The sequence below is a fragment of the Pseudonocardia charpentierae genome, assembly GCF_031845345.1.
In the GTDB taxonomy this organism is placed as follows: domain Bacteria; phylum Actinomycetota; class Actinomycetes; order Mycobacteriales; family Pseudonocardiaceae; genus Pseudonocardia; species Pseudonocardia charpentierae.
The window spans coordinates 1-17,031 of record NZ_JAVREJ010000051.1 but is presented as its reverse complement, the minus strand read 5'-3'; the positions used below and the strand labels follow the sequence as shown (position 1 = coordinate 17,031).

17 protein-coding genes and 4 pseudogenes are annotated in these 17,031 nt (G+C 69.8%); 11 read left to right on the top strand and 10 right to left on the bottom strand.

Annotated features, from left to right (window positions below):
- Positions 1 to 733 precede the first annotated feature (733 nt).
- The 3 genes from RM445_RS30935 to RM445_RS30925 all read left to right on the top strand — a co-directional run bounded on the left by RM445_RS30935 (position 734) and on the right by RM445_RS30925 (position 4,017).
- Positions 734 to 1,342 carry a site-specific integrase gene (locus RM445_RS30935; RefSeq protein ID WP_311560414.1) on the top strand — a complete coding sequence of 203 codons (609 nt, stop codon included), beginning with the start codon at positions 734 to 736 and terminating at the stop codon, positions 1,340 to 1,342.
- Positions 1,343 to 1,489: 147 nt separating this feature from the next.
- The gene (locus RM445_RS30930) at positions 1,490 to 3,325 is read left to right on the top strand and encodes a PTS transporter subunit IIC (protein WP_311560413.1); all 1,836 of its coding nucleotides are present in this window, start codon (positions 1,490 to 1,492) and stop codon (positions 3,323 to 3,325) included.
- Positions 3,325 to 4,017, top strand: a complete 693-nt coding sequence (locus tag RM445_RS30925) for a sugar isomerase domain-containing protein (RefSeq protein ID WP_311560412.1) — start codon at positions 3,325 to 3,327, stop codon at positions 4,015 to 4,017. The genes RM445_RS30930 and RM445_RS30925 overlap by 1 nt, the downstream gene beginning before the upstream one ends.
- Here RM445_RS30925 and RM445_RS30920 read toward each other — a convergent pair.
- Positions 3,968 to 4,564 carry a GntR family transcriptional regulator gene (locus RM445_RS30920; RefSeq protein ID WP_311560411.1) on the bottom strand — a complete coding sequence of 199 codons (597 nt, stop codon included), beginning with the start codon at positions 4,562 to 4,564 and terminating at the stop codon, positions 3,968 to 3,970. The genes RM445_RS30925 and RM445_RS30920 overlap by 50 nt on opposite strands.
- A gap of 781 nt (positions 4,565 to 5,345) precedes the next feature.
- The gene (locus RM445_RS30915; RefSeq protein WP_311560416.1) at positions 5,346 to 5,582 is read right to left on the bottom strand and encodes a hypothetical protein; all 237 of its coding nucleotides are present in this window, start codon (positions 5,580 to 5,582) and stop codon (positions 5,346 to 5,348) included.
- Between RM445_RS30915 and RM445_RS30910 the strand changes: the two genes are divergently transcribed.
- Positions 5,505 to 5,702, top strand: coding sequence for a hypothetical protein (locus RM445_RS30910; protein WP_311560415.1), 198 nt, complete (start codon positions 5,505 to 5,507; stop codon positions 5,700 to 5,702). The two genes, RM445_RS30915 and RM445_RS30910, sit on opposite strands and share 78 nt — an antisense overlap.
- A 142-nt stretch (positions 5,703 to 5,844) precedes the next feature.
- Here the strand turns inward: RM445_RS30910 and RM445_RS30905 are convergent.
- Positions 5,845 to 5,961 (bottom strand): annotated as a pseudogene (locus tag RM445_RS30905) (DUF6653 family protein); the annotation flags it as partial.
- 321 nt (positions 5,962 to 6,282) lie between these two features.
- Between RM445_RS30905 and RM445_RS30900 the strand changes: the two are divergent.
- Positions 6,283 to 6,600, top strand: a complete 318-nt coding sequence (locus tag RM445_RS30900; protein ID WP_311560410.1) for a putative quinol monooxygenase — start codon at positions 6,283 to 6,285, stop codon at positions 6,598 to 6,600.
- Between the two features lie 49 nt (positions 6,601 to 6,649).
- Complete coding sequence (locus RM445_RS30895) at positions 6,650 to 7,411, top strand: DUF899 family protein (protein ID WP_311560409.1); 762 nt, start codon at positions 6,650 to 6,652, stop codon at positions 7,409 to 7,411.
- 39 nt (positions 7,412 to 7,450) lie between these two features.
- On the opposite strand, the pseudogene RM445_RS30890 reads toward RM445_RS30895, so the two are convergent.
- From RM445_RS30890 to rpmG, 7 genes and pseudogenes are all read right to left on the bottom strand, one after another.
- Positions 7,451 to 7,648 (bottom strand): annotated as a pseudogene (locus RM445_RS30890) (GNAT family N-acetyltransferase); the annotation flags it as partial.
- Positions 7,649 to 7,705: 57 nt separating this feature from the next.
- Positions 7,706 to 8,413, bottom strand: a complete 708-nt coding sequence (locus tag RM445_RS30885; protein ID WP_311560408.1) for a DedA family protein — start codon at positions 8,411 to 8,413, stop codon at positions 7,706 to 7,708.
- 673 nt (positions 8,414 to 9,086) lie between these two features.
- Positions 9,087 to 10,187: a C40 family peptidase gene (locus RM445_RS30880; RefSeq protein WP_311560407.1), complete on the bottom strand. Its 1,101-nt coding sequence runs from the start codon at positions 10,185 to 10,187 to the stop codon at positions 9,087 to 9,089.
- A gap of 667 nt (positions 10,188 to 10,854) precedes the next feature.
- On the bottom strand, positions 10,855 to 11,247 hold the full coding sequence (locus RM445_RS30875) for a hypothetical protein (RefSeq protein ID WP_311560406.1): 393 nt from the start codon (positions 11,245 to 11,247) through the stop codon (positions 10,855 to 10,857).
- Positions 11,244 to 11,383, bottom strand: a pseudogene (locus tag RM445_RS30870) (30S ribosomal protein S14); the annotation flags it as partial. The gene RM445_RS30875 and the pseudogene RM445_RS30870, both read right to left, overlap by 4 nt.
- Positions 11,384 to 11,394: 11 nt before the next feature.
- Complete coding sequence (gene rpmB / locus RM445_RS30865; RefSeq protein ID WP_311560405.1) at positions 11,395 to 11,631, bottom strand: 50S ribosomal protein L28; 237 nt, start codon at positions 11,629 to 11,631, stop codon at positions 11,395 to 11,397.
- Positions 11,631 to 11,795, bottom strand: a complete 165-nt coding sequence (gene rpmG / locus RM445_RS30860) for a 50S ribosomal protein L33 (protein ID WP_311560404.1) — start codon at positions 11,793 to 11,795, stop codon at positions 11,631 to 11,633. Before rpmG ends, rpmB begins: the two co-directional genes overlap by 1 nt.
- Positions 11,796 to 11,866: 71 nt before the next feature.
- Here rpmG and mrf point away from each other — a divergent pair, with 71 nt between their 5' ends.
- From mrf to RM445_RS30835, 5 genes and pseudogenes are all read left to right on the top strand, one after another.
- A complete protein-coding gene (gene mrf / locus RM445_RS30855; protein ID WP_311560403.1) occupies positions 11,867 to 13,153 on the top strand; it encodes a ribosome hibernation factor-recruiting GTPase MRF in 1,287 nt (428 codons plus the stop codon).
- Positions 13,150 to 13,245: pseudogene (locus RM445_RS32660) on the top strand (50S ribosomal protein L31); the annotation flags it as partial. The gene mrf and the pseudogene RM445_RS32660, both read left to right, overlap by 4 nt.
- A gap of 345 nt (positions 13,246 to 13,590) precedes the next feature.
- The gene (locus RM445_RS30845; RefSeq protein ID WP_311560401.1) at positions 13,591 to 14,592 is read left to right on the top strand and encodes a metal ABC transporter solute-binding protein, Zn/Mn family; all 1,002 of its coding nucleotides are present in this window, start codon (positions 13,591 to 13,593) and stop codon (positions 14,590 to 14,592) included.
- A 324-nt stretch (positions 14,593 to 14,916) separates the two neighbouring features.
- Positions 14,917 to 16,014: a YibE/F family protein gene (locus tag RM445_RS30840; RefSeq protein WP_311560400.1), complete on the top strand. Its 1,098-nt coding sequence runs from the start codon at positions 14,917 to 14,919 to the stop codon at positions 16,012 to 16,014.
- The gene (locus RM445_RS30835) at positions 16,007 to 16,936 is read left to right on the top strand and encodes an LLM class flavin-dependent oxidoreductase (RefSeq protein WP_311560399.1); all 930 of its coding nucleotides are present in this window, start codon (positions 16,007 to 16,009) and stop codon (positions 16,934 to 16,936) included. Before RM445_RS30840 ends, RM445_RS30835 begins: the two co-directional genes overlap by 8 nt.
- Positions 16,937 to 17,031: the final 95 nt, after the last annotated feature.

Sequence of the window (17,031 nt, the reverse complement as noted above, 5' to 3'; positions counted from 1 at the left end):
CCATCGCGTGGCACCTCTCTACGAGATCCTTGGTCGGTTCACGCAGAGACTCACGCGGTGGCCCCTCCCACGTGCTCAGGCACGCCGGGACAGGCCCCGGACTTACACCACCAGCCGGGACGCGACCAGGACACGACGACGTCGGCAGTACGTCGCAGCCAGTCGGCGGCGTCACGCTCGACGACCGGCGTCGCTTCGGGACCGTGCTGCTCAGGCACATCCACACTCACGGGCATGTTTATAGTGGAGGCGATCAACACTTACCAACGGGGTATCCCGAAATGACACGGTAGGGTTATCCCCCGAACCTTCCAATTTCTTCACCCTTCAACGGCCCGAACCGGGCCGGGACGGGCCGTGCCGCCACAGCGTGAACGTGATGTCCCACCTCTCGGCGTCGAACTCAGCGCACGGCACGACTGTCCACGTGGTTGCTGCCCATCAAGTATTCACCGGTCTACCGCGAAATATTGGATGCTTGTTGGCAAGGCCATCGTGAACTTGGGTCGACAATGGCATGAACACAAGACCTGTTCACCTGCGCTGCGTATCAGGCCACGCAGATCGTGCGAGCACGAAGGTGCGCAGGACGGGGCCAGCGAGCCCAGCCAGTTGCCGAGGGCCAGGTTGAGGACCGTGAGGGTCGGGAAGACCGCCACCCAGGTTATGAAGGCCAACTGGCGGCGGGTTGGTGGTCCGGCTGTCGCGGGACCGTGCATTCGGCCTCGGTCAAGTGTGCTCACGCGTCCTGGAGGACACGTGGAACGAGCGGACGATCCGGATCTCGCCGGGCTGCGGGACCGGGCGCTGCTGCGTCGGATCCTGGGCCGCGCTCCGCCGCTCCGGGCTCACCGGGCTCACCGGGCTCGCCGGGCTCACCGTCGACCAAGTCACCGACCACCCCAACGGCCTGGTGCTCGCACTCCCCCGGTCGAAGCCCAACCAGTACGGCCTCGAAGCCGAACTGGTGGTACTCCCCCGCGCCGGCCACCGCGGACGCTGCCCGGTAACCGCCTTACACGCCTGGCCCGAAGCCGCAGGAGTGACCGAGGGCCCGGTGCTGCGCCCGGTCAGCAAGGGCAACCGTGCCCTGTCCCGCCCGTTGCACCCCGAGTCGGTCAACGACCTCGTACAGGCCGCCGTCGCCCGAACCGGGTTCGACCCCACTCCGTACAGCGCGCACTCGCTGCGCGCCGGCTTCATCACCTACGCCCACCTCCGCGGAGCGTCCGACCGCGCCATCGCCCACCAAACCCGCCATCGATCTCTGACGACGGCGGGCACCTACGTCCAGATCCACGAGGCCTGGGCCGACAACGCGGCCACCCAACTGGGCTCCTAGATGCAGACGGCTGCCGAGGTGCAGCCGGTCCCGCTCGAATACGGGGTCCGGTTCGGCGGGTTGCCGACGTGGACCGCTCTGCGGTCAGAGGCCGGTCGGTGGGTATTTCTCTTCCCCCTGTCCGCTACCCGACACCGTAGGAATCCCATGTCATGGATCGAGGACCTCGTCGAGGTCATCACCAACAACCTCTTCAGCCAGGTGGCCGTGCTCATCGGCATCATCGCCATCATCGGCCTCGCCCTGCAACGGAAACCCTTCGAGCAGGTCATCGCGGGCGGCCTGCGCGCGACGATCGGCGTCGTCGTCCTGAACATCGGCGTGGAGATCTTCGTCGGGGGACTGACGGCCTTCCAGACCATCGTCGCGAGCGCCCTGGGGCTCGACCCTCCTGCGGCCAGCGCGACCCTCACGGAGTTCTCCGCCGGACAGGGCTCGGTGGTTCCGCTCATCATCGCCGGCGGCTTCGTCGTGCACCTCGTGTTCGTCCGCGTGTTCCGAGCGGCCCGATTCGTGTACCTCACCGGCCACCTCATGTACTGGATGAGCGTCGTCATCACCGCCAGCCTGGTCGAGGCATTCGGGGACGTGAACCGCTGGGTCCTCGCCGGGGTGGGATCCCTGCTCATCGGTTGCTACTGGGTTCTGCAGCCCCTGTGGGCCGGGCCGCTCATGCGACGGGTCATGGGGAACGACGACGTGGGGCTTGCCCACACCGACTCCACGATCGCGATCGCGGCCGGCTACGGCGCGAAGGCGCTTCGTCTCGGCGACCCGGAGAAGCACGACTCGGAGCACCTCAAGCTGCCGCGTGCCCTCTCGTTCTTCAAGGACATCAATGTCTCGACGGCGTTCGTCATCGGCGTGATCATGCTCGTCGCGGTCCTGTTCGCGGACGCCGGAGTCGTCACCGAGCAGATGGCCGACGCCACCGTGCTGCCGTGGGTGTGGGCGATCCTGCAGGCGCTGCGCTTCGCAGCCGGCATCGCCATCCTGCTCTTCGGCGTACGTATGTTCCTCGCCGAGATCGTTCCCGCGTTCAAGGGCCTCTCCGAACGCGTGCTGCCGGGCGCGAAGCCGGCCCTCGACCTGCCCGTCACGTTCACCCGGGCACCTACCGCGGTGATGATCGGCTTCCTCGCGTCGACCCTCACCTTCCTCGTCTTCATGGGCGTGTTCGCGGCCGCCGGGTGGTTCGTGCTCGTCCCACCGATGATCATGCTTTTCTTCGGCGGTGGTGCCGGCGGCGTCTTCGGCAATGCCGTCGCCGGGTGGCGCGGCGCCGTGTTCGGCGGCGTCCTCAACGGCGTCATCCTCGCGTTCGGGCAGTGGATCGGCTGGGGAGTCTGGAGCAATACCGCACCGGAATTGGCCACCCTGGCCGACTCCGACTGGTTCGTCGTCGGCTGGTCGCTCCGCGGCCTGGGCGGGCTGCTCTCTCCGCTCGGCGAGGGCGGCATGTGGGTGCTTGCGGCGGTGTTCATCGCGGCGACCGTCGTCGTGCTCGTCCTCCTCGGCCGCCGCATGCAGAGCGCCCCGGAAGCGGCAATCGCGGGCGAAGCCGGTTCCAGCGCTCCCGTTACGCGCGACCACGTAGCCGTTCCCGCGGCCCGAGAGCAGGTCAGCGTCGCGGCTTCGGCTGAAGGAGCGGCCGCCCCGGCGACGCGTCCGGCGTCGGCCGCGGGCGACCGGCCGGAGGTCATGTCGGTTCTCGCCGTGTGCGGCGCCGGCATGGGGACGAGCCTCATCCTGCGCACGACGGCGCAGCGCGCGCTCGAGCAGCTGGGCGTGCCCGCGTCCCTCGAACACACCGACATCGGCTCGGCCCGAGGTCAGCGCGCTGACGTCGTCATCGGACAGTCGACGTACCTTTCGGAGGTCGGCGACATCGCACCGGTCAGCGTGCCGATCACCAGCTTCGTCGACGTCAACCACGTGCGCGAGCAGCTCGAGAAAGCTCTGACCGAGAAGGGATGGCTCTGATGGACAGTCTCGCCGAATACGTCGACCTCGTCGGCTCGCGTAATGAGGCCGAGATCGTGATGGCTGCCCGGGCCATTGCCGCCACCTCGGCGGCCGGCGGGCTCGTCCGCCCCACCGGAGCCGGTCACTCACTTGCGGCCGTGCTCGAGACGTTCTTCCGTGCGGGCGGCCTCGCATTCGTCCGTCCCATCTGGCATCCGCGCGTGCTGCCGTTCTACGGTGCCCGCACCGCCACGGCGGCCGAACGCGAGGAGGGTGTCGGCGCGTCGGCGGCCGCCGACGCAGGCATCGGTGCGCAGGACACGGTCATCGTGTTCTCCAACTCGGGTACCAATCCGTTCCCCGTCGAGGTGGCGGAGTCCGCCGCCCAGGCGGGCGCCACCGTTGTGGCGGTCACGTCGCGCGCAGCCGGCGAGGCGGCACCACGGCGCGCGGCACATCGTCTCGTCGACCTCGCGAACATCGTCATCGACACCCACGTGCCGCCCGGGGACGCCACCTGGCCGCCCGAGAACCCCGTGACCGCCCCCGTGTCGAGCCTTGCGACGAACACGATCTGGACCCTCATCCTGCGCGAGGTCTACGAGCTCGCCCCCGATGCCGCTCGATGGAGGAGCGCCAACATGGCAGGCAACGACGAGTTCAATCGCGCACTCGTAGAGCGCTTCTCGGCACAGATCCCTGAACTGTGACGGGAGCGATCTGAGTCGAGAGCTCGAAGCGCGAGGCGGGGTACGTCGACGTCGTCCACTCCACGACGGTGTCGCGCGAGACGGACGTGCACACCAGCTCCAGGACCGGATCGCCGTGCGGGATGCTCAGCGTCTCGGCGTCGGCGTCCCGCACGATGCCGGCCCGGATCACCTGCTCCCCGGCCTCGGACCGCACCCAGTACTCCTCGACCAGGACCCGGTAGAGCGACTCCACCCCGAAGTCGTAGCGGTCGAGTCCGGGGAACAGATCGCCACGCAGGTGGCTCCGCTCGATCGCCATCGGCATTCCGTCGGCCAGTCGCAGGCGCGACAGGAGCACCACCTCGGATCCGACGGCGATGTGCATCACTGCGGCCACGTGCTCGGTTGCAGGGATGCGGCCGAGAGAAAGCAGCCGGCTGGACGGGACGTACCCAAGGGCGCGCATGTCCTCGGTGAAACTCGCCAACTGCAACGGCACGCTCACCGTGGGACGCGCGACGAAGGTTCCCCGCCCGACCTCCCGGGTCAGGAGCCCTTCCCGCACGAGCTCGTCAAGGGAACTGGTTGGTTCGGGCCGCTTCGGGGGCGCAATTGCGACGAGTGATGCGGCCCTGGTGTCGACCGGATCCGGACGCCGAGTTGAATGGACTGCTGCGGCGAGCGGTCGAGACCGGGTTACTGGGTGACAAGGCGACGGCCATTTTGGGGTGCACCCGGCGATGCCGTGGTTCTTCACCGGCTTGTTCGCTCACTACATCGCCGCGCTCGACAGCCCCGCGGCAACCGGGTGCAGCGGGCGTACGTCCGTCCCCCGTCGCCGGACTCGGCCGCAACTTGTTTGATCGGGTCCGAGGAGGCGGGCGAGACACTCGCACCGGAGCACTCCACATAAGCACGGTGCCGCTGCGGTCCGGCACGATGATACGCCGGGTGCTGTTCATGCTGCTGGCCCCGAGCGGCAGCAACGGCCTCGCCGTGCGTACTCCGTGCTGCGCGACGCCGTGCTGAACAAGGCAGCGCTCGCGCTGCCCGCTGAGATAGCCCCGCGACTCACACTGCTCGGGAACCCAGCGATTGCGGGTGCACCCGGCCGTCGCGGGACCAGGACCAGCGCATCGGGATCGTCAGCAACCGATGCGAACGGTCGTCCAACCCACGATGGAGACCTGGATAGCGATGACCCATTGCAGTGCTCTGCAGTGACAACCCGGCGGCTCAGATGAACTCTTCTTCATGTGCTTCTGCGGTCGATCACACCCTTCTACTTGATCGAGCAAGACGCGAGACTTCACGTAGTGCACGGACTGCCGCTCAAGCCGCTGGCGTCAGCGGTCGCCGCCTTCCTGACGGCCGCTGTTCTGATGGTCGGCCTCTCGGTCGTCGCGATGGACCACCAAGGAGGTCCATCGCCGTTCGACGTCGAGGCTCATCGCGGTGGCCTCGGCCTGCGACCGGCGAGCAGCCTTGCGGCGTTCGCCCACGCCCTGCAGTTGGGTGTGACCACACTGGAACTGGACGTGCAGATCACCGAGGAGGGTCAAGCCGTCGGCCCAGCTGTCCATGCCTGGACTGCGGAACCCGACGGCCAGACGATCCCCGGACCGACCCGATCGTCAACACCCAGATGCCGGTCCCGGACTCGCGCACGGTCCGGCTCGACGAGGTATTCGCTCTGGTCATAGGGCGGGTGCCGGCGGCGACGACGGCGTGCGGTTGAACGTCGAGACGAAGGTCGAGGCCGGCGCGCCCGAGGAGACGGCACCGCAAGAGCAGTTCGTTCACGTGACAGTGGACGCGGCACGCCGGGCCGTCGACCGGCGGGAAGACTCGAGGGTTGAACCACAGCCAGACGACGACGGGAATCAGCACGACGAGCGACCACCAGCCGATCCAGCTGCGGCTCCAGATCGCGAGAACGCCTGGCGGTATCGCCGCAACCACGTGTACACGGGGACGACTCCATCAGCCTCATCGGGCGCGCATGGGCGGTGCGCGGCGCGGCGGCGTAGCCCGTGGAGTACGTGCAGCGCAAGCGCGCGGCTGCCAGCGCTGGCCAACAGTGCTGAGCACGATCCAGCTGCCCGGTCGGTCCCCACGGCCGCGCTGGGCGGAGAAAGCACACGCCACACCGATGAGTTGCGACGGCGGCGCCGGTCGGCACAGCAGGACCCCAAGGATCAGCCGGAACTTGAGGAAGGTGGACGTCTTGGGTTGCAACCGTTCAACAGATGCCCTGAGCGCAGCACGGCCGGATGTCACGCAGTGCTGATCATCGCTGGTCACGTCAACCTCCAGCCCGACCAGCGGGACGACTACCTCGCCGCCTTCGCCGACTTGGTGCGACGGGCACGCCGAGCACCCGGCTGCCTCGACGTCGCTGTCACGGCCGACGTCCTCGATCCCGGCCGGGTCTACATGTACGAACGCTGGGAGTCGTGGACGCACCTCAGTGCCTGGCGCGAAGTGGCGTCTGCGCCGGACGTCGACATCGAGGTGACGGACGCCGACATCGCGATGTGGGACGCCGAAGGTCAGCGGTCGCCGTTCGACCAGGCGCCCCCGGAGCCGGACGCTCGATGACCACCCGGCACCCGATCCGACCCACCACTCGCCCGTCGGAAGGAGCACCATGACGAACGACCATCCGGCCAGCGCGCCGCCCGTAGTCGACGTGGCGGCCTGGCAGGCGGCGCGCGACCCCCTGATGGCCCGCGAGAAGGCCCACATGCGGGAGGGCGACGCGATCGCCGCGGCCCGCCGTCGGCTACCGATGGTGGAGGTCGACGGCACGACGAAGGTGGTTGGAGTCGGCGGCCCAGTGGCGTTCATCGACCTGTTCCAGGGTCGCGACGTGCTCCTGGTCCACAAGCACATGTGGCACGACGGCATCCCGATCGAAGGGCAGTGCATGGGCTGCACCATCAACACCTGGCACATCCAGCGGGCTGGTGTCTACCTCAGAGCTCGGGGCGTCTCGCTGGCTGTGTTGACCTCGGGTTCATGGGACGAGGTCGCCCCGTTCGTCGAGTTCATGGGGTACACCGAGCCCTGGTACTCGGTGCGCGGCCTGGACGGGCCGGTGGGCGACGACATGGGGCCGGTCGCCTGCTTCCTGCGCGACGGTGACAAGGTCTTCTTCACCTATGCGACCGTCAGTCGCGGCACGGAGGTTGCCGCAGGCGTATTCGCTCTGCTCGACATGACGCCGTACGGCCGGGGCGAAGCATGGGAAGAGACACCGGCGGGGTGGCCCGAGGGCCACGACTCGTGCTGGTTCTGGCGCACCGACGCCGACGGAGTGGCAACGTGGGGGCCTACCGGACGGCCGGTCGCGCAATGGACCCGGCCCGGGGCAACACCGGTCGTCGATGGGCCCGGGAACTACCACTGATTCGGCTCTTCGCCCAGCGCGCGGCCGAACCCTCGGTCGTCACGCCGTCGTGCATGCCTCGCGCACCGCGAGGCGGAACAGCCTGCGCCCGACACCGGTGCCACGGAGCTCCCGCGACACGTGCAGGGATGGCATCTCGACGTACTGGCGCGCGCTGCCGAACCGTGTCGAGGTCACGTTCGCGAATCCCAGCACGGAGCGATCACGCACAGCGCCGACGACGCCGCCCTTATCCCGGCACGCGCGTAGGGTCCGGTCAGTAGTCGAGTCGAGGAACGCCGTGCCCGGTTTCGCTTAGTCCTTCACCGGAGTCGGCTTGCGCTGAATCCGCCGCTTCACCGCGGGGATCAGTAAGGCCACAGTGATCATCGTCAGGCTCACTGCCGATGCGTACCTGTCGATCGTCAGGACGACGTCGACGGCCCGTTGGCCGAGGCTGTAGCCGAGGCCGGCGATCACGCCGGTCATCAGCACTGCGCCGACGAGGTCGAGGAGAAGGAAGGTGGCCAGCCGCATCCTGGCCCAACCCGCTGCGGCGTAGACCACCGCAGTGGGGATACCGGGCAGGACGGCGATGATGACGGCAAGCCGCACGATCCACGGGTTCTGCTCGGTGGCACGGGCGGCGTATCGCTGAGCGCGCTCGCTGGTGGTGAAGATTCTGATGATGCCCGGGCCCCACTGTCGTCCAGCCCACCAGGCCAGCCAGTCGAACTTCACCATCCCGACGGCCCCAGCGACGACGACCAGCCAGAGTGGAGCCTCGCCGATGCGAGCGAACGCCGCGCCGGCCCCGATCGCCACCAGGTCGCCGCTGAGGAACCCCAGCAGCACCGGGTGCTCGGCGATGAGGAACGGCTTGAAGGGCCTAATCGCCAGCCCGAACCCGACGACGCCGAGGATCGCACCCATCAGGGCCAAGTCAACGCGGGTGGCGGGTCCCTGCCAGGGCACGTACCGCCGGAACCGCGCGGAGGTCTGAGTGTGCTCTGCGGACGTCATCGACGGCTCCCGGAATCTTGTCTATACCCTCGGGGGGTACTGCTCCTTCCACATGTAACCTTCCGGGGGTATGGCGTCAAGCGTCGCGGTAGCCGCACGGTGCGCCGGGCTACAGGTACAGGTGGGACGCGGGGAGCGTCACCATCTCAATCGGAGTCCTCGTCGCGTGTCGCCACCTTCCGCTCACAGCACAGGGGCATGCGTCGGGCCGTTCACGCTCAAGATCGCCGACCGCGAAGACGGACGTCCGCGACCCCCGGCCGCGGCGCCCGCCCGCCTGCGTGGACGGCCTCAAGTCCTCGTTAGGCAAGTGCCTTCTGAACGAAGGATGCCACCTTTCCTACCGTCGCGAGCCGCTCGTCGACTGCGGCAAAATTCTTCCGCAGAGCATTTGCGGCTCGGGCCATCTAGCAGGCGAGCGTCGAACGACTCGAGCACTGCCGAGAACGCAGCGGCACCCTAAGTGCAGCGCGTGTGCCGATCCCAGCCGGACTCGACACTCACTTGCCGAAGGCGCCGACGTGGCGGACGCGCTGTCCCACGAGTGCGGTGCCACCGATCGGCCGAACTCGCCGCTGACTGCGTGCCGGTCAAGGCCGAGACCCTCATCGACGCGGGACACGGAAGCGCTCGACCCTTCACCCGCCAGGTGCGGCTCACCGGCTCGACAGCCTCACAGCCCCGGGGTCACGTCGTCGAAGCCGGTACTGACGCCCACGCCCTCACCGAATGGAAGCGGCGCAGGGTGCAGGCCGCCTGTCGGGTCCTGAGGCGCGGGGCCCAGGCTGCCGGCCTGCTGCTCGAAGTGGTCGGTGAGGCCGTCGCGGTCGGTGTCGATGCTGTTCGAGTTGCTGCCCAGACCCTGCTCGACGCCGTCGGACAGTCCGTCGGAATCCGAATCGGCCGCGTCCACCCGAGTCCCGATCGTGCGTTCGTAGTGGTCGGACAGGCCGTCCTGGTCGGTGTCCAGCGTCTGCATCCCGCCGAACCGGGCGTCTACTGCCTCTTGCGACAGCGGCGCCCGGCCGGGGTCGCCGCCTGCGGCCACCGCCATGGAGTCCGCGACGCCGTCGGCGTTCGTATCCGCCCGGAGCGGGTCGGTGTGGTAGGTCGCGGACTCTGCGGTGTCGCTGAGCCCGTCACCGTCGGAGTCGGCCCGGTTCGGATCGGTGTGCAGCAGTGCCTCGAAGCGGTCGGTGAGGCCGTCGCCGTCGGAGTCGGTCTGCCCCGGGCCGCCGAGCACGGCGCTGGGCAGCGCGGCGCCGGGCATGTCGAACGGATCCGCTCCGATCCCGCCCGGGGCCACGCCCAACCCCGCGCCGAACCCTCCGGACGGGACGGTGGACAGACCGGGGATCGCCGCGGCGTAGTTGAACCGCGCGCTGCTCGCGGTGAACACGCCCACGCCGTCGCGGCTGTTGCGTGCCTCGATCGTCCGGCCGTCACCCAGGCTGATCGCCACGTGGGCGGTCGACGGCCGTCCCGACCCGTCCGGCGAGCTGGAGAACGAGAACAGCAGCGCGCCACGGGTGTGCAGCGCCTGCTCGACGCTCATCGCCCCGCCCTGGCGCTGCAACTGCTGGTACTGCAACCACGACCCGTCGGGCACATCGACCCCGGCCTGATGGGCCGCCCACTGCACCAGCTCCGAGCAGTCGAACGCCGTCGGGTTCAGGTCGTCGAGACGTGCCTCCTGGCCGAAGACGTACCGATCGCCGGCCTGCGCGAGCGCCTCCTGGACGAACCGCTCGGCTCCGCCGCGCGGGGCTGTCACCGGAATCCCCGCCACGCAGTACTGACACCGACGATCTGCTCCCGCCGGCGGTGTCGGGTGCCCTGCCCCTCGCCGACTCCGCGACACGAGATGTCTGTGGAGCGCGGATTGCGGCGGGGCATGGGTGCTCCAGAGCGCACGAAGGGTACCGGCACGGGCCAGGGTTGCTGCCCTGCGCAGCCCGGTCAAGGCAATCACCGGTCCGGACGCCTCGTCGACACGAGCCGAGTGCGGCCCGGTAGCTGTCAGCGCGTCCGAGAGTGCCACCTCGCGGCGGCCTTGAGGTAGCGGGCGTCTTCGGCGTGGCCGTACCGGTCGATGTGGATCCTGAAGGGCCAGGCGGTAGCGGATGAGCCGGGAGCTGTTGCCGACGACCACGACGGACGAGGCGTTGTGCAGGATCGCCGCGACCACCGGGCTCAGCGCGCCCGACGGTGCGGCGGCCGAAGTCGCGTAGTTCGAGCAGGCGGTGCAGGTCGTCGCCGGCCAGGCGACGTCGGCGGTCTCGCCCACGACGTCGGTGGTCGTGATTGTGGCCATGACCGGAGGCGCCGGGCGGGGTCCGCTGATCACAATCCGCTCGCGTGACCTCCCTGACGATGTCGGCGGTGGCCAGCCGGGCCCGTTCCGCCCCGGTCTCGGCGGCGCGGGCGTCGCGCAGGCTCGTTCAGTTCCGGACGGCGGCATGCGCCGCCCGGTGCGTCGTCCGCAGGTGTCCGGGCAGCAGCGCAAGGTCATACCGGCCGCCGCGCAGCCATGCCTCCACCGCCGCGACGTCGGGCTCGCTACGCAGCGGCCCGACGAGCACGGCGCAGCCGATGGGCTGTCGGTGCTGGTCACAGGGCTGCACCATGAGCAGCGGACCGTGCTCTCGGGTGTGGCAGGCGAGCGGGCCGAGCCGGCACCCGGTCGTGACGAGCATCCCGTGGGTGCTGCTGCGTACGGCGGCGCGCAGGGCCGACATCAGCGGCGCGTGCAGCTCGCTGCGGCACGCCGATGCCGTGCAGAGCACGACGGTGCAGCCCTCGGCCCGCCGCTCGACGCGGCCGTGCGCGGTCACCGACTCGCCTTCCGCGCACCGGGCAGGTAGCCGTGGTGGGCGAGCTCGCGCAGCCGCACCCGGGAGACGCCGAAGGCCCGCAGATGGCCGCGGGGCGACCATCGACGGCGTCGCGGTCGTGCGGCCGAGTCGCGCTCGTCTTGGCCATCAGACCTTCTCCCCCTGGGCGCGCAGCCGGGCGACCGCGGCTTCGACGCCGATGCGGTCGACCGTCCGCATGCCCTTCACCGACAGGGCCAGGCGCACCCACCGGCGCTGGCTCGCCAGCCAGTAGCGGCGGGTCTGGACGTTGGCGGCCCAGCGCCGCGGGGTCTTGCGTTGCGAGTGCGACACGTTGTTGCCGAAGCCGGGCTTCCGCCCGGTCAGCTGGCATCGAGAGCCCATCAGCGCTCCTCCCGGAAGTCGACGTGCCGGCGGACGCCCGGGTCGTACTTGCGCAGCACCAGCCGGTCGGGGTCGTTGCGGCGGTTCTTTCGCGTCACATACGTGTAGCCGGTGCCGGCCGTCGACCGCAGCTTGACGAGGGGCCGGATCTCCGAGCGCGCCATACTCATCCTTCTCTGGAAACGACAATCGTTGTCATCTAGGGTGACCGTAACACGATCGGAAGGCATCGCAGATGGCATCCACGCAACGTCCCGCCCTGCTGGTGGTCGCCGGGGGCACCGCGCCCGCCGCGGCCGCCGGGACCGAACGCGTCATCGGGCATCTGCGCACGCAGCGACCGGGCACTGCCGTGGTCCACCACGGCCTGCGGGAGGTCGCCCAGGGCGTGGTGCACCGGCGGATACGGTTCGGCTCGCCCGGATCCGAGGAGACCGACGACGCCGAGGTGCTGGAGCTGGCGCACGGGTGCGTGTCGTGCACGCTGCGCGAGGACGTGCTGCCGCTGCTGGCCGGTCTCGCGCGCACATCCGGTGTCACCCAGATCGTGCTGCAGCTCGACCCTGTCCTCGAGCCCGAGCAGGTGTGCTGGGCCGTGCTGCACGTGCTGGTCGACGGGGTGGTCGTCGCGGACCTCGTCGACCTGCGCGGGGTGATCTCGGTTGTCGACGTCGAAACGTGGCTCGACGACGCCACGTGCGACGACGACGTGGCCGAGCGTGGGCTCGCGCTGCTGCCCGGCGACGAGCGCACCCTGGCCCAGCTCGTGGTGGGACAGGCGGAGTTTGCCGATCTGCTCGTCTACGCCGGTGAGAGCGAGCCCTGGCGCCAGGCCCGTACTGACGCTGTGCTCGACCGCCTGGTGCCGCTGGCCGTCCGGCTCCGCCTCGACCAGCTCGACCGGACCCTGCTGCTCGACGACCTGCCCGACGGTGCTCGACGCGGGCGGCCGGACAACCCGCACGCCCCGCTGCTGCACGGCCAGCCCGCGCTCGCCGCCGACCTCGGTGTGCGGCTCGTCGTGTTCAGCGCGCGGCGACCGTTCCATCCCGAGCGGCTGCACCGCGCGCTCGACGCACTGCTCGTCGGCGTCGTGCGCGCCCGGGGCCGGATCTGGCTCGCGACCCGCCCGGATTCGGTGCTGTGGATCGAGTCCGCGGGAGGTGGCCTACGGATCGGTCACGTCGGCGACTGGCTCGCAGCCGGCGGTGCCGACGACTGGGACAGGGCCCATCCCGAACAGCGCGCGGCCGCCGCACTGCGGTGGCACTCCCGCTGGGGCGACCGGGCGCAGGAGATCGCCGTCCTCGTCCACGACGCCGACCCCACCGACATCGAGGCCGCCCTGCACGGCGCACTGCTCGACGACGACGAGCTTGCTGCGAGCGAGGCGGCTTGGCACACCTACCCCGACCCGTTCGGTTGGTGGCACACCGAGCCGTGCGACGACATCGGCACCGAGCCGGCCGGGAACGGGCCGACCCACGACCGCTCCGCACCCGACCAGGAGGAAAAGAAGTGAAAGCCGGAATCCATCCCGACAACCACCCGGTGGTCTTCCAGGACCGCACAACCGGCGATGCGTTCCTCAGCCGCTCGACCGCCCGCTCGGAGGGGCCGGCCCAACGCGACCGGGCCGGGAGCCGGTTTCACCCACGGCAGTGGTCGTCCCGCTCCCACCCTTACCGAGCACGCGATTCGCATTTCCGCCTTTCCGAGGCAACCCACCGTGTGCGGACCATCTCGGCCGCGTGATCCCGTCCAATTGACAGCCTCGACGGGAAGCATTCACGAATGCGAATGCGTGAATGCATGCACACATGCGAATGTGCCGATATCGGACCGACCAGAGAGCGGCCTTGATCACGCTTCGGGAGAAGGACTCCGAGACTCGTTAGAGTGATTCGAGAATGACAGGTCATCAATTATGCAGGAACGTTGATGTAAGGAGTTCTCTCGATGTCTCTCGATCGGATGCGGCTCGGCGGTTCGCTCGCCGCCGCGGTAACGTTTTCGGTGGTGCTTGCCGGCTGCGGCTCGGCACCGGCACCGTCGGGCGCACCTGCCGCCGCCCCCGCCGCGGACGGCGCGGCAGTGCGGGTGGTCGCCTCCACCAATGTCTACGGCAGCATCGTCTCGGCGATCGGCGGCGACCGTGTCGCCGTCACCTCGATCATCGACAGCCCGGACGCCGACCCGCACGAGTACGAGTCGACCCCTGCCGACGCCGCGGCGGTCAATGAGGCGCAGCTGGTGGTCGTCAACGGCGGTGGATACGACGGCTTCGCCACCAAGCTCGTCGACGCCGCGGCCGCGAAACCCACCGTCATCGACGTCGTCGAGCTGTCGGGGCTCGAGCCTGCCCCAGCCGCGGCCCCGGAGCCCGCGGAGGCCGGTACCGACGAGCACGGACACGAGCACGGCGAGTTCAACGAGCACGTCTGGTACAGCCTGCCGACCGTCGAGAAGCTCGCCGACCGCCTCGCCGCCGACCTCGCCGCCACTGACCCGGCCGGCGCGGCGACCTACACCGGCAACGCGACCAGCTTCAAGGGCCAGGTCGACGGCCTGATCGCCAAGCTCGACGCCATCAAGACCGCGCACGGCGGGGACAAAGTGGCGATCACCGAGCCTGTGCCGCTCTACACCGTGCAGGACGCCGGCCTGGAGAACCTCACCCCCGAGGAGTTCTCCGAGGCCGTCGAGGAGGGCAACGACCCACCCGTGGCCGTACTCAACGAGACTCTGCAGCTGTTCACCGCCAAGACGGTCAAGGCGCTGCTGGCCAACGCCCAGACCGAGAGCCCGTCCACCACGCAGGTCGAGCAGGCCGCAACCGCCGCCGGTATCCCGGTCGTTCCTGTGACCGAGACGCTGCCCGCCGGGGTCGACGACTACATCGCCTGGCAGACCGGGCAGATCGACCAGCTGTCCAGCGCGCTCGGCACGCCGGCCTCGTGAGCAGCACCGTGCGCAACCTGCCGAGGAGCTGGAGTGGTGGGTCGGCGGACGCCCGGCGAAGTACTCACCGACGACGCGGTGCGCACCGCCTGGGGCCTGCCCGAATCGCCCTGATCGTGCCGGCCGTCGAAGCCGCGAAGCGTGACCCGGCAGGATCGGCACGTGGAACTCCACGACGCTCCGGCTCAACAGACGCGCGCGAGGCACCGCCGGGACAGCGACTCCGGGTACCGGCGCACCGGTAACGACAACACCGATCACGACCACGCCGGACACGGACCCGGTCCGGCGGCACCTGTCGACCGTCGGGTCCGCCTGGCCATCATGGCTCTGCTCGCCCCCTGCGCTCTCGCGACCGTGATCGGGCTTCTGGTGCTGTTCCCGTCGCACACGTCGGCATCGGAAGCAGCGGCCTCGGTTCGGCTCGCCGGGCACGTCACCACTGCCGTCGAGACCCCCTGCAACGACGACTCGACCAGCGGCACCTGCCTGGCACTCACCGTGCGCATGACAGAGGGCCCGCTCGCCGGCCAGGACGTGGCCACGCTGGAGTCCGTCGTCCGCGGGAAGGCCGACTTCGGCACCGGCGACGACGTCATGCTCGTGGCCGGTCAGGACCCCGCCGATGCGACCGACTACCAGATCGTCGACTTCCAACGCGGCACCCCGATGCTCGGCCTTGCGCTCGTGTTCGCCGCGGCAGTGGTGGCGCTGGGCCGCTGGCGGGGTGCCGCGGCACTCACCGCGCTCGGCGTCACCGCTGTCGTGCTGGCCCTGTTCGTGCTTCCGGCGATTCTCGCTGGTCGCGACCCGCTCGCGGTCGCTGTCGTCGGCTCGTGCGCGATCATGTTCGCGGCCCTCTACCTGACCCACGGAGTCACTGCGCGGACCTCGGCCGCGCTGCTCGGCACCCTGGCGAGCCTGCTGATCATCGGGCTGTTGGGCGCGGCCTTCGCCGCCGCCACCCGGTTGACCGGAGCCGACGAGGACACCGCCAACCTTGCCGCCACTCTCGGTACGCCGATCGACGGCCGCGGGCTGGTGCTCGCCGGCCTCGTCATCGGCGCGCTCGGCGCGCTCGACGACGTCACGGTCACGCAGGCGAGTGCGGTGTGGGAACTGCGTGCTGCCGACCCGCAGCGATCCTCCGGTCAACTGTTCCGTGCGGCCATGCGGATCGGTCGCGACCACGTCGCCGCCGCGGTCAACACCCTCGTGCTCGCCTACGCCGGCAGCGCCCTGCCTCTGCTGCTGCTGTTCTCCGTCGCACAACGGGGCCTGGCCGACACCCTGACCACGCAGGTCATCGCCACCGAGATCGTCCGCACCCTCGTCGGCAGTATCGGTCTCGTCGCGGCGGTCCCTGTCACCACGGCGCTGGCCGTCGCGGTGACCGCCAGTCGGAAGCCCGCTCGTGCCTGACCGGATGCGGTTCGGCGCGCTGCTGCTTTCCGGGCAGTTCCCCGGCCAGACCCACACGCAGGTGCTCGACGCCACGATCGCTGCCGCGGTCGCCGCCGAGAATGCCGGCTTCGACGACGTATGGATCGCCGAGCACCACTTCATGACCTACGGCGTCTGCCCGTCCGCGATCACCCTGGCCCGGCACCTGCTCGGGGCCACTCGGCGCATCACGGTGGGCACCGCCGCCAGCGTCCTCACCACCCAACACCCCATCGCCCTCGCCGAACAGACGCTCCTGCTCGACCAGGTCTCCGGCGGCCGCTTCCGGCTCCGTGTCGGCCGGGGTGGTCCCTGGATCGACCTCGACGTGTCGGGCACCGGCTACCACCGCTACGACACCGGCCTGCCCGAGGCACTCGACCTGCTGCTCGCCGTACTCAGTGGTGCAATGGTCCGCGGAACCGGCCCGTTGTTCCGGTTCCCCGCCGTCACCGTGGTGCCCGGCCCACGCACCCTGCCCCGACCCGGCGTCGTCGCCGCCGCGACGAGCACCGGCACCCTTCACCTGGCCGCCCGCCGCGGGCTGCCGCTGCTGCTCGGCATGCACGCCGACGACGCCGGGAAGACCACCATGCTCGACCACTACGCAGACACGGCTGCCGAACGCGCCGACCCGCCACACATCAGCGCCGGCCTGGCCTTCGTCGCCGACACCGACGACGAAGCGACCGCGGTCATCCGAAGCCGGCTACCCGACTGGCTCGGCCTCGGTCTCTCCGGATCCCACGCCGACGGGCAGCCGCACCGCACCCGTGACCCCCACGAGTACACCGGCGTGCTGTGCCGGATACACCCCGTCGGCTCACCCGAGCGATGCCGCCGCCGACTGGCCCGCAGCGCCGCCCGGACGGGACTGTCCGATCTTCGGTGTAAGTGCTGATCCGGCCTGACACGCCGAGCCGTTGGGCTTGGCGGGAAGCAGGCAGCATGACCGACACGATCGGGCCCGTGGACGGGCTCAATGAGGACGACAAG